Source organism: Butyrivibrio sp. AE3009 (assembly GCF_000420845.1).
In the GTDB taxonomy this organism is placed as follows: domain Bacteria; phylum Bacillota; class Clostridia; order Lachnospirales; family Lachnospiraceae; genus Butyrivibrio.
This window is the reverse complement of sequence record NZ_ATVS01000013.1, coordinates 52,292-65,479: the sequence shown is the minus strand read 5'-3', so window position 1 is coordinate 65,479 and position 13,188 is coordinate 52,292. Positions and strand designations below refer to the sequence as shown.

Here is a 13,188-nt window from a genome sequence, read left to right as displayed (position 1 = left end):
CTCATGCCAATAGTTTCTGTAGTCTTCCAAGCGCCTCTCTGTGTCTTAATTTGGTTATACCATAGGAAAGTGACATTTTCTCAGCCACTTCCTGAAGCGTCAGACCCTTATAATATCTGAGCACTATAATATCCATCTGTTCCCTTGGAAGCTCCCTCAGAGCCTCCGCCAACACCTCAAGGCTCTCCTGATTCAGATAATCCTCCTCGATGGTACTCTTTTCATCGGACAGATCCTCCGGTATTTCGGAGTGGATATGATTTGTCCTGTAAAAATCTATTACTGTATTACCGGTCACGGAATAAATCCAGGTTGAAAGCCCGGATTTCGTTTCATCGTAGGTATCAATTTTCTCAAAAATCTTTACAAAGACATCCTCACACAGATCCTCTGCATCTGCTAATGAATTCACATGTTTTCTGATGTAACCAAAGACCTTGTCCTTGTAGTCCCTGTAAATCTGTTCCTTTGAGAACTTTTCTCCCATTAATTATTTCTCCTGCTGATTGTTCCTATTCGGTGGAAACAGCTTAGCCAGATCAGGCCTTCCGGCTGCGGCGATCATATCCAACTCGTCGTCCGACAGCTCAGCCTTCTCAGTATCCGGGTATCTTTCTTCAACCTCATCTATGATGGCTGCAAGTTTGCTGTTCCCCGCATATTTCTGATAATCCATAAGCCTTGACAGTTTCTTTTCCATAAGAGTTCACATCCTTTCCACGTGACCACAATACTATTATACCCGCATTAACGCATTATTTCGACTTATAATATTCTTTTCTACGATAATAATCAAAGTCTGTAGAGCATTTTGCCATTCATCATACGCTCTTCCTTCAAAAGTCTTCTCACATCTCTTGCCATAGTGATGGTAAAAGTCACATACATGCAGAAATCTCTGATCTTATCAATAACGTTGTTCATAGCTTTTTTACCTCCGCTTAATATGTTCTTCTGTTTATTTATACGAACATAAACATCACTGTGGCAAAAAAACTTGAATCATTCTCTACATTTTTCTATTCTTTTAATATAAACATTTAGGGGGACAGTCATGTACATAAACATGAAAAAGCACATACTTTCCAACGCCATTATGATGGTTGCCGTGATCAGAATAGTTGCAGCAGCCCTGGAAGGTTTTTGCAGATTTATTATCAAAAAAAGCTCCGGCCTCAGCCCGGATATGATGGATACCTATTCATGGAATCTGCAGATGTGCATCTCAGTTCTGCAGATAATCGTTACCACCACGGTCTTTTTTGTTTCTTGGAAAAAATTGAATCACTATATGGAACTGGTTCCCAAAGATGATCAAAAAGAGATGGGTGATCTCCAGAAGGAATTCCTCGGGAAAAACATCGCATCTCTTTCTGTGTCTTCTATAAGCCGCCTCCTGCAGCTGTGGGCCGTGATATTCGTAGGTGCAGAGCTTATTTACGATTTTACTTCCATTATGTATCGCCGCTTTATTGCAGTACTTATGGATGCACTTGCCACCGGTACCGGGCTTTCTGACGGCACCTTTGTACTTCTGTATAACATGACCCACGGTTTCAAATATCTGGAGATCCTGACAGCAATCCTTTTGGGCGTTGTTATGACCGGAATCTTTTTAAATGACAGATTTTTAAAGGGATTCTGCCTGGCAACACTGGTTCTTTTTATGCTTGCCTTCGGTCTCCTCAGAATGCATACCGTGTCCCTTATGGGACGTGAGATAGGAATCGTGTGGACCTCCATTATCTATCACGTCACCGAGACACTTGGAGTTGCTCTTTTCTCTTTTTATCTCGCAAACCGCTATAAGGGCCTGTGAGTTACCTTGCTGCCCTTCTTTCTCTTCTTGCCTTTCTTCTGTAATTAATAAGGCTTACGAAGCAAATGATTGCCAGAACAAGTGATATGCTTGCAATTATTAAGAATCTCAATATCAGCTTGTTTACATTAATGGCCTCATAGGCAATTGCATACTCTGAGAATCTGTCGGTCCTGAATCTTACTGTGTCAGGATCATCTCCGATATCCTGAAGGATATCTACCACTCCGTTGTGATTTCTTATAACGTAGAACTTGCGTCCGGCCTTACGGTACTGCTCAGGTATAGGAATCACAACCTCAAGCTCTGCATCGGTGCTGTTGATCACCGTACTGGTTCCGCCGCTGGTCTTCATTACAAGGAAGTCAAAATAGCTGACCGGCTTGTATCCAATTTTTTTCTGCATCACTTCCTTGATCCTGCTGTCAATTGTATCGGTATTCTCAGTGATATCCACGTTGAAGGAAATAGGCGTTCCGGTAAGAACCTGGTATTTCTCTTCTTCCGTAAGTGTAGCAACTATAACATCCTCGAAATTGATGGCTGTCGGCTGACTGTAGTAGGTAGTTACAGCTGTTTCCTGAGTGTCTGCTGCATAGGAATTATTAACGGTTATCTGCAGTGTGCCATCCTCAAATGCTTCTTTTAACATAGGTGTCACGGCGTTGTCGTTGATAAGCATTCTGAGAGTTTCTTCATCAAGATTATGCCTTGCCATGATTCCACCGCCTGTATAAGGATCAGCTGCTTGAGGAACTTCCTCTGCTTCAATGAAAGTATCCTCGCCGTATTCTTCCTCTTCAAGAAGCTCTACCTCTTCTAAAGTCTCTTCTTCGACAATTTTCTGCTCGGGAACTGCCCCCTGAGTAGCTGTATCCTTGTTATATTCGGTCTTCTTGGCATTCTGGGATGCTTTCTGAGTCTTGGTGTTATCAGCCACCTTTTTGCCGGTAGCTGCGGTAGTGGCTGTTGATTTTTGGGAAGGAGCAGGCGCAACCTTCTCAAAACTTGCAACAATCGAATGGGCACCTCTTACATTATTGAAGGTATAGCTGGCAACTGCGCCAATATTCTTGCCATCCACTACAACCGCTTTAATCTTGTAGTCTGAAGCTGCTGCAATATTAAAGGTTGAGCTGCCGCCTTCTGCGACGATGATATCTCCGCTTGGAAGAACAGCACCTCCCTCGCTTGAAATACCTGATGTTATTTTATAAGTAGCTGCTTCCTTCTTGATAAAGTTTGCAACCACATTTACATCATGCTCGATCTTGTCGATGGTATATGATCTGTCATAGCAGACAACCTGTCCGTTAATTGTCCAGCCGGTAAACTCATAGCCCTGATATGCCTCTGCCTTGAGATTAACCTTGGAGCCCTTGTTATATTTACCTGCACCCTCATATTTACCGGTGTCCTGAGGATTAACCGTAACGCTTACTATGCATGTATCTCTTTTAAATACCGCTGTGATATTCCTATCTGTGGTGATATTGTTAAGCTCCAGTGACTGTGCGGTACTTATTGTCTTATTGTTTTCAACAAAACCTTCGAATCTGTATCCGTTCCTAGCTTTTGCTGTGATGGTGGTATTTCCGCCATAATTTACGCTGAGGCTCTTACTGATAGTTCCTCCATCCGCATCATTAACGGAAGTTTTGACATAACAGGTGGCTCTCTCAAATTTGGCTACAAATACTTTGTCGTCTTTGATATTGGTAAAAGTCGTCTGCTTCTCTGTAGATATCAGCGTCTTACCCTCATACCATCCCGCAAAATAATAATTGTTATTTGGAGATGCAGAAACAGTGCAGCTTGCGCCGTCCACAACAGCTCCGCCTCCCGCTACGGCTCCGCCCTTGGCAGGCTCAGCCTTTACAGATACCACATGGTCAACGTTCGCAACCATAACAACTGCTCTGCTGACATAGCTAGAATCCTCTCTGGATGTAGCAATAACTACAAAAGAGGATGCTGTCTCATTCTCTCCTACCTTAAGCGTTCCGTCGGAATTCATGTAGGTGCCTGTGCTCTGATTGGCCGCAACCGACCAGCTAACGCCCGGATCATATCCGCTGCCGCCGGTGACATAGGCATCAAATTTATAGGATTTTCCTCTTGGCACGGTTGCGTTACCGGGAATTACCTCAATGCTTGAAACATAGGGCTCCTCAGCCTTTACCACCAGTGAAACCTTCACCACCGCAACGTGATGTCTTCTGTAGTCATTGGCAGAAAAGAAAGTATAAGTGGCATTATATTTTCCCGCAGACAGTTTCTTGTCTACATATACCTGATAAGTTGCGGAATCTCCGGGATCAAGATACTCTTTTTCTGAAACCATGGATAAAGAAAATGCGGTTGAAGGATCCACTTCCTCCCAGGTTATGGGGAAATTGGTATGTCCCACATTTACAACAGAGAACTGCTTGGTCTCTACATATTCGCCCTCATAGCAGGTTCCCAGACTTATGTTTGGAGTATAACAGGCAAGGTCATAGTCAAAAGGATCCGGCTCATCATCGTATGTCTGCTCTGGTTGCAGCTGTTCTTCCTGCTGCTCTTCCTGCTGTTCTTCCTGCTGTTCTTCCTGCTGCTCAGGCTCTTCCCAGCTTCCGGTATCCGAAGTGTCGTCCGTTGGCTCATAATCTTCATTTTCGGAGCTGTACTCTACTGCCTCCCCTTCCTCTGCATAAACCTTTGCGATCTGAACAGCGGAAGCACTGGTTACAAATAACGCTATCGTCAGTACGATCGCGTAAATCCTGATAAAAATATCCTGTTTCATAATTTTCCCCTCTTTTGAAAAAACATGCTTACATATCTTTATACGAAGCAAAATAAGTGCCGGCAAAAGAATTATTCAAGATCATAAACCAATGTCATGTCCACTCTGTTGCCCTTAACACCCACAAGCACATCCTTGGCTAGGCTGGCAACTATGGACTTCTCCAGTTCATCCCAGGCATATTCCGCCGCTTCGCTGGTCTCTGACGCATCCTTGAGAGCCTGTCTGTACTCAGCCAGTGACCACATGACCCCCGAATCCGCCATGCCCTCCACATGGCTGTAGATTCCCATACTTCCGTAGTCCACCATATTAAAGCCATACTGCTGCTCAAGTTTCATTACATTGTCATAATTAAGAAGACCGTTCTCAATTACCTCTCTGACCTTATCCATAAATCCCTTCACAAACATATTGTTATGGCGCTTGGATACTTCGATCAGGTGCTTCTTTTTATCGGCATCCATCTCGGTCTTGGCCGTAAGCTTGATACATGCCTCATTCTTGTATCGCTCCATGTACAGGGCCACATGGTATTCCCCCACCATTGCCTGTAACATTCCGACTGTTTCTTCAAATAACAGCTTCATATGAAGCTCGTCTTTTTTGCCGATTCCAAGATCCTCTATAAGTTCTTCCGCTCTGTCTGCGGCTTTTTCCATATTTATGTTGCCACTTGTTATGAACATATAATCAGTAACAACCTGTGGAACTCTCGAGCCCACAGTACACAAGGCTTCCGAGAAATCCTTAGTCACCTTCATATGAATCTTATCGAATTTAATACTGATTTCTATATCATCCGCCAGATTGGCGACAAGAGATCTCTCCAGATCCTCCCATGCCTCCTGGGAATATTTATCATCAGCTCTTTTTTGCAAAAGCTCTTCCTGATAATCCTTGAGACTCCACCTCTTTTCAGTGGGCGGATTGGCTATAAACATCGATAACAGCTTGTCAAAAAATCCGACTTTACTGCCTTCAGAAGCTGAACTTATGGATATAAGCTTGGCCCTCTGATTGGCATCAAGATCGTTGTCTGCAGTCAGATTTATATATGCAACCCTGGAATTCCCCTCCAACCACAGAGTCACTGCTTCTTCCACAAGAATTGACTTAGCAAGCCTTAGTACCTCTTCGGTCAAAAGTCGTAGCCTTAAAGCATCTCTCTTCTTGATAAAGCTGTCCGCTATGAATTTGTCCATTGTCTGGTAAACTTCATGAAAATCAGATACATCGCCGATTTCGACGTGTCTAGACGTTAAATAACTCATTTTTCCCCCTCCAACATGTTATCAGATTAATCATAAAAGAAAGCCGGTCCAATTCTCAAGACCGGCTTTCTAAAGATTTTATAAATTTTTACTTTTGGGTATTCTCTTCAAGTTCTTTTTCTTTGCGCTTTTTGTACATCTCTTCGCCTGTAATTCCCAGTACAGCGATGATCAGGAGCCACCACCAGCTGATCTGTGAGTCTTTTTCTGCCTCAACAGGTATGCCTGCTGCAAGAGGTACCGCTTCTTCGCTAATGGTAACAGGCGCTTTGTTATTATCCTTCTTATTTGCTACCTTCATGGAAGGTGCTGCGATACTTTCAAGTTCTGTCTCAGTCTCTTTTTCTTCTGCAATATCGTTAACCAGATCAATGATGCTTCCTTCGGTCCATCCGGTGTTAGTTGTAACCGGACCGAGAACCGGCTGCGTAGGCTGAGGAATCGCTGCCTCATCCATTACGGTATTGTCGATGGTGCTAAATATGATTGTCCACTCCTGAGTGGGTTCGTAATTAAAAGCTACTGCGTCGGACTGTGTGTTTGCTTCGTCAGAAGGAGCGCTGTCTTCGTTATTTTCAGCTGCAGGGGCAGGAGTTCTCTTCTTGGAGGTATCCTTCTTATCCTCTGTCTCAAGTACTTCTTCTTTCTCTTCTTCCTTTAGCTCTTCCTCTTTACCGTTATCTTCTTCGTCCTTTTCCTCTTTATTTTCTTCGTCCTTCTTATCTTCTTCGGTTTCTTTCTGTTCGTCCTCTATCTGGTTGTTGATCTCATTTATTACTACTGCAGGATTGATCTGACTTTCCTTAGCAAGATCATTTATTACCTGCTTAGCTGCTTCCTTCTGGGAGGTCAGGGCACTCAGATCCTGAATGGCATCTTCCATCTTCTCATTGGCCTTATCAAGAAGCTTATCAAGATATCCGATTGCTTCCTCGATGGTCATTGAATTCATATCAACTTCTTCAGGAACCTCAATTCCCAGGAACTTGGCTACATCTGTAACACCAAGTGCTTCAGCAGCGGTGAGTACGTAATTGTCACGGGTCTTAAGATCTTCAATAGCATCCGCAAGCTTTTCAACTTCTTCTTTTGCCTGAGCCGTTGCATCCTCTGCATTGGTAACTGCATCGGAATACTCTTTGTACTTCTCAACGTAGCTGTCTGCTTCCTTGATGAACTGTGCTACTTCGTTATCTGTTTCTTCCTCACCGGTGGTGATATACTGGGTATTTCCGATTATTGCCGGATTGCCATGAGTATTACTGTTCTTGTTCTGAATAACTTCTGTTATTACACAGCCTTCAACTTTAATGGTTCCGTCCTGGTCCACTTCAATTTTTCTTGTCTCAGGCTTATTACCATCGAGCTGTTCCTGTGCGATATAGTAAGTAACTCCGTCCTTCTCGTAGCTGTATACTCTGAAATCTCCCTGTCTCATCTTATCTTTGACAGTATTCAGCTCTTCGCTGTTTACACCTTTTACGACTCCCTTTTCATACCAAGTCTCATTGCTATAGAGCTGTCTGAGATATGTATCTGCTCCTACCTCAAGCTCTGACTTTTCGAAGATCACTATCTCTTTGCTTGAGCCTAACTTGTTGTAGGGATCTGAACAAACCTGCTTGTCTACTCTGTCCAGGTTGAAATACTTGGTTACTTTGTTCCCGTCTTTATCGGTATAAGAGAACTCGTAATATGTATAATCCTGTCTGTCGAAGCCCTTAACCTTCTTTTCAAACTTAACGCTGGTCTCGTCGTCTGTTCCCAGCACCTGAGGAATATAATAATCTAAGATATATGCCTTAAGGAGTTCACCCTGCTTATCCCAGTTAGCCCAGTTCTGTCTGTTATTTTCAAGCTCGTCCTTAAGATCCTGAGCTGCTACTGATTCAGCTTCCAGCTTTTCCTGAGCTGTTTCAACGGCATCTTTGAGATTATCTGCTTCTGCTTTGGCTTCTTCCAGCTTAGCCTTGGCTTCATTTACATCTGCGGATGCATCTGTAAGTGCTTCAAGATAGTCCTTTTCTGCTTTCCTAAGCTCAGCCTTAGCATTTGTATAATCTTTATTCAGCTGTTCCAGCTCAGTCTGTCTTTCCTCAACCACTTCCTGAGCCTGATCTATAAGTGTCTCCAGCTTCTGCAGCTCTTCGTTTGCCTTCTCTTCGTTTTTATCTTCAACAGCCTGATCAATCGCTTGATTTATTGTCTCGGCTTCAGTCTTGGCATCCGCTACTGTCTGTTCAACAACATCGGCAGCGACCTCTGCTTCCTGGATTATCTGAACTACTTCTCTTGCTGCTTCCTGCTCAGCTACATCTGCTTTTTCTGCTACCTTGAGGTCTTCTTCTGCGTTCTGAATGTCGGTAACCGCTTCCTGTACTGCCTCTTCGATGGCCTGTGCTGCTTCAATCACATCCTCAACTGCTTCTTCTGCAACTGCTCCGCCATCTTCTTCACTGGCTGCGGTCTCCTCGGTTGTGATCGGAGCGACCTCGCTGATTATATTCTCTATAGCCTCTTTTGCTACCTCTGCCTGTTCCTGTGCCGGTGCGGTTGTAACAGGTTCTGCTTCTGCAACTGCACTCTGCTGCGTTTCCGGCTCTGTAGGAGATGTCTCAGGTGCTTCCTCGCCTTCCGCATATGCTGTTATTGGTGCTGAAAGAGCCATCATAGCAGAAATTCCAACTACTAATGCGGATATTGTTTTCTTTTCAAATAAGTTATTCTTTCTCATCATATCACCCCTTTTTAAGAACCGATTATCAGTAACAAGTGCTTTTTAATCCAATGCTATATGTTCGAATAGATACTGAAGAACATCCTGGCTAAATCTCTTTGCGTTAAAGGCAAGTGTTCTGGTTCCGTCTTCTTCTTTGTCTTCTCTTACCACATCGGCGTACATTATAAGAGTTTCGGCTACTATGATCACGTCCTTGCCAATCATTGAAGGTGCATCTTCCTTTACTGTGATCGCCATACCCAGCGGACTGATATTTTTAACCTGTCCGTAGATCTTTTCCAAAGAATCTCTGTCTACTATCACGCTGTCTGCCTTGAATTCAATTCGATTGATTTTTCTACGTTCTTCCATATACCCACCTCATATTATTTGTTTCTTGCTACTATTATATCGGCAGTGCTCATCATAACTTTAATCATATTTGACAGTTATTTTGTCTTTTATGATTTTATTTATGATATGTTTATTGTTTTCATTTTTAGTTAAACATATCCTTCCTTATATAATAGATTTTCAATCGTATTACCCTATAATTTCGATTTAACCATTCCTAATTCGCCACCGAATGCTGTTTCTCACCTTTATTTCCCTAATTGAGATTTTTTTATCAAATTTTGCATCTTTGTAGTGATTTTTTTTCATTAATATGCTATGATTCAATCCGGTGGTTAACACTGAAAAAAGTTTATGTTTATTGGAGGATAAAAAAATGTCATTCGTAGATGCAATCAAATCTGTATTTTCACAGTACGCTAACTTCTCAGGAAGAGCACGCCGCAGTGAGTATTGGTACTATGTACTTTGCTATGCAATTATCTCAATTGTAATCAACTTACTTTCACAGGCATCTTCAGTATTTGCAATTGTCGGAACTGTCGTAGGTCTTGCTCTTATCTGCCCTACACTTGCAGTTGAGATCCGTAGACTTCACGATATTGGCAAGTCAGGCTGGTACCTTCTTTTCAACCTTATCCCTCTTGTAGGCGCAATCATTCTTCTTGTTTGGTTCTGCAAGGATTCAGAGCCCGGCGACAACATGTATGGCCCTAACCCTAAGGGAATCGGTGGTTTCCAGCAGCCCATGATGTAATTTCATCATTATTTTAACGTTTTAAACAGCTCAGGTTTTTTTAGCCCGGGCTGTTTTTTCTTGCACTAATTCCCCAGTAATCCTACAATAATTATCAGGGGGATAAATTTATGACTAAAAAAGTTCTTAATATCATACGAATCATTGTAATTCTAGCCTGTATTGGCGTGATCATCTACGAAGGAATCCACATTTATCTGGATCAAAAAGAATATACCGTGGCAGAGGATGAATATACTCAGCTCGAGATCAATGCAACCTCTGTAGCACTTCATAACGACGAGGACGCCGAGGTTGTGGACTACCCGCTCATATCCATTGACCATCAGCAGCTTTCTTCCTTAAACAAAGACTATGTGGCCTGGATATACTTCCCTGCCCTCGAAATTTCCTATCCTGTGGTCAAAGAAAATACCGTCAATGAATATCTTCACAAGACCTTTGACGGCACCTATAACAAGGCAGGTTGCATTTTTGAGGATATATTAAGCGATGAGAATTTCTGCGGAATGCACGACATAGTATTTGGCCATAATATGAAGAACGGATCCATGTTCGGTAAGCTCAAACAGCTCTATAACAGTGACAACAAGGATCTAATAGACAGTAATCCATATATTTATATATACACCAAGGATCACGTATATAAGTACAGAATATTTGCATATTACAAAACCGTTGTAGGAAGTAGCTCCTACTCCGTAGTCGAGAGTAAGTCAGATTATGAAGAATTCATCAAGTTCATAGAACCCAAGACTATATATAAAATACCAGACGATATTAGTTTTGCCGACTATCCCGGAATTCTTACATTGTCCACCTGTTCAGGCAAATCCGGAAGCGGTAGCAGGTTCGTAATTCACTCTGTTAAGATCGGCTCCTATGAGACTGCCGGCAATTAAGCACGCAAAAGATCCCCCGGGAATTACACTCCCGGGGGATTTACTTACTGATTATTTGGTTGCCGGGCTGTTAAGCCTCAACAAGAACCTTCTGATCAGCTGATACTGAAACATCAGCACCTGTGATATTCACATTCTTGTTAACCTTCGCATCATAAGTGTTTGCTCTCATGATCTCTGCGAAATCAACACCTGTTGCCTCGCTCATGGTATCAAAAACCTGTTTCATAACAATTGGTATGTTTCCTGAGATCCTTGAAGCACCGCTCTCGCCGCCTTCGCCGGTCTCATAAATATTGATCTTATCAATCTGTGAAAGAGGTTTTGCAATCTCAGCTGCGATCTGAGGCATTACCTTGATCATCATCTCAGCCATAGCTGCTCCGTTATACTTCTTATAAGCTTCTGCTTTCTTTTCCATTGCTTCTGCCTCCGCCAAACCTTTAGCTTTGATTGCTTCCGCTTCGGCGCGACCCTTAGCGGCAATACCTGCAGCCTCCGCATCCATCTTAGCCTTGATACCTGCTGCTTCCTGCTCTAAAGCATACTTTGCAGCTTCAGCCTGGGCTTTTCTTGCATCAGCCTCACGTTCTGTTTCATACTTTGCAGCCTCAGCTTTTTTCTGGCGCTGTACCAATTCTGCCTCAGCCTTTTTCTCAGCCTGATACTTCTCAGCATCAGCCTTTTTCTCAATCTCAGCAGCAAGTTCCTGCTGTTTTACCAGTACTTCTTTCTGTTTCAGTTCTGCTTCACGCTCTGCTTTAGCGATCTGAGCATTTACTGTTGCAGTTTCAATTGATTTCTGCTGTTCCTGCTGCTGAATTGCATATGCTGCATCAGCCATAGCACTTGCTGTATCAGCTTCTCTCTTAAGTTCTGCCTGCTTAATGGCAAGTGCGTTGTTTTTCTCTGCGATCTCTGTCTGAGCAAGTACTCTTGCATCGTTGGCAGCCTTATCAGCCTCTGCCTTGGCGATTGCTACGTCTCTGTCGGCCTGTGCCTTAGCAATTGCTGCGTCCTTTTTGATCTTAGAGGTATTATCCATACCAAGATCATTTATAAGTCCGTTCTCATCTGTTACATTCTGGATGTTACAGGAAAGAATCTCGATACCAAGCTTGTTCATATCCTTGGAGGCTTTCTCCATAACCTGATCTGAGAAGCTGTCTCTGTCGGTATTGATTGTCTTAAGAGCAAGTGTACCGATGATCTCACGCATGTTACCCTGTAATGAATCCTGAAGGTCCTCTGTTATCTGATCGGGATCCTTGTTAAGGAAGTTCTTGGCAGCCAGCTGAATGGCTTCAGGGCTTGTTCCGATTCTTACCTTTGCGACTGCGTCAACATTTACATTGATGAAATCATTGGTGGGAACTGACTGTTCTGTTTTAATATCAACTGTCATCTGTCCAAGATAGAGTTTATCGACTCTTTCAAAGAATGGAATCTTAACTCCTGCGCGTCCTATGAGAATTCTTGGTGTCTTTCTCATACCTGATATAATGTACGCTCTGTCCGGAGGAGCCTTCACATAACCGGCGACAATGACCATGATGATCACTGCGATCAGTGCAAATAATGAAATTGTTTGGATGTTTAACATACTTTCCTCTCTTTCTCGGGATGTACCCGTGAACCCTTGCGTGGTCTTGCTTATTGCTAAGACCGTTATCGCAGATATAATAGTTGCAATAAAAGTCTTGCAGTCTCACTTGATACGGGGGATTTCCCCGGTTGACGTTTTCAAGATCACCTTGTATAATCGGTGTTCTGCTACTCCCTTTTATCTTATAAATCCACTATATCAGTGTCAGTTAATGAAATACATTTCCGGTTAGGCGGGTTAAAGGAATGTATTTTTCCAATTTTGGATAATTGAACCATACGTGATAATTTGTTAACATTATATTGATAAAGGCGAGTAAAAAAGGAAGCTAAAATAATAGAATGAAAGGAAATATTTATGGATAGTAAGACAATAATTGAAGCAGTAGGTTACATAGGATCTTCACTGGTTTTGATATCATTTCTGATGGTATCTGTAGTGAAGCTGCGAGTTGTAAACACAGTAGGAAGTATCATTTTTACAGTTTATGCCTTCATAATCAAGTCCTACCCCACTGCAATAATGAACCTTTGCCTGATACTTATTAATATCTATCATCTGGTTAAAATGTATAACACCGAGAGGACATATGATTTTATTGAAGTAGATGCAGATGACAAGCTGTTTAAATATTCCATTGAGAACAACAAAGACGATATTGAGAAATGTTTTCCCGGTATATCGATGGATTTTTCGAATGCCAACACCGGTTATGTAGTGTGCCACAAAGGTACTCCCGCCGGCATTATTATAGGAAACCTGAAGGATGGTGTGCTGGATCTCTTACTTGATTATTCAACTCCTGAGTACAGAGATTTCTCCATCGGCAAATTCCTTTTTTCCAAGCTCCCTTCCAAGGGCATAAAGTCAGTAATCTACAGGGGATCCGACAAAAATCATAAGGAATATCTCGCAAAGACCGGTTTCGTAAATAAAGGAAATTATTACGAGAAAACATTTTGAACAAGA

The 13,188-nt window shown here is 42.5% G+C and carries 12 protein-coding genes; 4 read left to right on the top strand and 8 right to left on the bottom strand.

The window, feature by feature from the left end:
- Position 1 precedes the first annotated feature (1 nt).
- From G588_RS0108820 to G588_RS23270, 3 genes are all read right to left on the bottom strand, one after another.
- Positions 2 to 487 (bottom strand): RNA polymerase sigma factor, encoded by a 486-nt coding sequence (locus G588_RS0108820; protein ID WP_022778373.1) that lies wholly within the window; start codon positions 485 to 487, stop codon positions 2 to 4.
- A gap of 3 nt (positions 488 to 490) precedes the next feature.
- A complete protein-coding gene (locus tag G588_RS0108815; RefSeq protein ID WP_022778372.1) occupies positions 491 to 700 on the bottom strand; it encodes a hypothetical protein in 210 nt (69 codons plus the stop codon).
- A gap of 92 nt (positions 701 to 792) precedes the next feature.
- Complete coding sequence (locus tag G588_RS23270; protein ID WP_022778371.1) at positions 793 to 924, bottom strand: hypothetical protein; 132 nt, start codon at positions 922 to 924, stop codon at positions 793 to 795.
- A 130-nt stretch (positions 925 to 1,054) separates the two neighbouring features.
- Between G588_RS23270 and G588_RS0108805 the strand changes: the two genes are divergently transcribed.
- The gene (locus G588_RS0108805) at positions 1,055 to 1,819 is read left to right on the top strand and encodes a hypothetical protein (RefSeq protein ID WP_022778370.1); all 765 of its coding nucleotides are present in this window, start codon (positions 1,055 to 1,057) and stop codon (positions 1,817 to 1,819) included.
- A 1-nt stretch (position 1,820) separates the two neighbouring features.
- On the opposite strand, the gene G588_RS0108800 is transcribed toward G588_RS0108805, so the two are convergent.
- The 4 genes from G588_RS0108800 to G588_RS0108780 form a co-directional block, all read right to left on the bottom strand.
- Positions 1,821 to 4,607, bottom strand: coding sequence for an InlB B-repeat-containing protein (locus tag G588_RS0108800; protein WP_022778369.1), 2,787 nt, complete (start codon positions 4,605 to 4,607; stop codon positions 1,821 to 1,823).
- A gap of 71 nt (positions 4,608 to 4,678) precedes the next feature.
- Positions 4,679 to 5,881, bottom strand: a complete 1,203-nt coding sequence (locus tag G588_RS0108795) for a hypothetical protein (RefSeq protein WP_022778368.1) — start codon at positions 5,879 to 5,881, stop codon at positions 4,679 to 4,681.
- Between the two features lie 88 nt (positions 5,882 to 5,969).
- On the bottom strand, positions 5,970 to 8,618 hold the full coding sequence (locus G588_RS0108790) for a hypothetical protein (protein ID WP_155830771.1): 2,649 nt from the start codon (positions 8,616 to 8,618) through the stop codon (positions 5,970 to 5,972).
- A 42-nt stretch (positions 8,619 to 8,660) separates the two neighbouring features.
- On the bottom strand, positions 8,661 to 8,972 hold the full coding sequence (locus G588_RS0108780; RefSeq protein ID WP_022778365.1) for a PilZ domain-containing protein: 312 nt from the start codon (positions 8,970 to 8,972) through the stop codon (positions 8,661 to 8,663).
- Between the two features lie 358 nt (positions 8,973 to 9,330).
- Here G588_RS0108780 and G588_RS0108775 point away from each other — a divergent pair, with 358 nt between their 5' ends.
- Positions 9,331 to 9,711: a DUF805 domain-containing protein gene (locus tag G588_RS0108775; RefSeq protein ID WP_022778364.1), complete on the top strand. Its 381-nt coding sequence runs from the start codon at positions 9,331 to 9,333 to the stop codon at positions 9,709 to 9,711.
- A 110-nt stretch (positions 9,712 to 9,821) separates the two neighbouring features.
- Positions 9,822 to 10,613 (top strand): class B sortase, encoded by a 792-nt coding sequence (locus tag G588_RS0108770; protein ID WP_022778363.1) that lies wholly within the window; start codon positions 9,822 to 9,824, stop codon positions 10,611 to 10,613.
- A gap of 70 nt (positions 10,614 to 10,683) precedes the next feature.
- Here the strand turns inward: G588_RS0108770 and G588_RS0108765 are convergent, their stop codons facing one another.
- Positions 10,684 to 12,216 carry a flotillin family protein gene (locus G588_RS0108765; RefSeq protein WP_022778362.1) on the bottom strand — a complete coding sequence of 511 codons (1,533 nt, stop codon included), beginning with the start codon at positions 12,214 to 12,216 and terminating at the stop codon, positions 10,684 to 10,686.
- Between the two features lie 360 nt (positions 12,217 to 12,576).
- On the opposite strand from G588_RS0108765, the gene G588_RS0108760 reads away from it, so the two are divergent.
- A complete protein-coding gene (locus tag G588_RS0108760; protein ID WP_022778361.1) occupies positions 12,577 to 13,182 on the top strand; it encodes a YgjV family protein in 606 nt (201 codons plus the stop codon).
- The last annotated feature ends 6 nt before the right edge of the window (positions 13,183 to 13,188 follow it).

Excerpts from the sequence above, each read along its gene's own strand:
- G588_RS0108820 (WP_022778373.1), bottom strand. The coding sequence starts at position 487 with ATGGGAGAAAAGTTCTCAAAGGAACAGATTTACAGGGACTACAAGGAC.
- G588_RS0108815 (WP_022778372.1), bottom strand. The coding sequence starts at position 700 with ATGGAAAAGAAACTGTCAAGGCTTATGGATTATCAGAAATATGCGGGG.
- G588_RS23270 (WP_022778371.1), bottom strand. The coding sequence starts at position 924 with ATGAACAACGTTATTGATAAGATCAGAGATTTCTGCATGTATGTGACT.
- G588_RS0108805 (WP_022778370.1), top strand. The coding sequence starts at position 1,055 with ATGTACATAAACATGAAAAAGCACATACTTTCCAACGCCATTATGATG.
- G588_RS0108800 (WP_022778369.1), bottom strand. The coding sequence starts at position 4,607 with ATGAAACAGGATATTTTTATCAGGATTTACGCGATCGTACTGACGATA.
- G588_RS0108795 (WP_022778368.1), bottom strand. The coding sequence starts at position 5,881 with ATGAGTTATTTAACGTCTAGACACGTCGAAATCGGCGATGTATCTGAT.
- G588_RS0108790 (WP_155830771.1), bottom strand. The coding sequence starts at position 8,618 with ATGATGAGAAAGAATAACTTATTTGAAAAGAAAACAATATCCGCATTA.
- G588_RS0108780 (WP_022778365.1), bottom strand. The coding sequence starts at position 8,972 with ATGGAAGAACGTAGAAAAATCAATCGAATTGAATTCAAGGCAGACAGC.
- G588_RS0108775 (WP_022778364.1), top strand. The coding sequence starts at position 9,331 with ATGTCATTCGTAGATGCAATCAAATCTGTATTTTCACAGTACGCTAAC.
- G588_RS0108770 (WP_022778363.1), top strand. The coding sequence starts at position 9,822 with ATGACTAAAAAAGTTCTTAATATCATACGAATCATTGTAATTCTAGCC.
- G588_RS0108765 (WP_022778362.1), bottom strand. The coding sequence starts at position 12,216 with ATGTTAAACATCCAAACAATTTCATTATTTGCACTGATCGCAGTGATC.
- G588_RS0108760 (WP_022778361.1), top strand. The coding sequence starts at position 12,577 with ATGGATAGTAAGACAATAATTGAAGCAGTAGGTTACATAGGATCTTCA.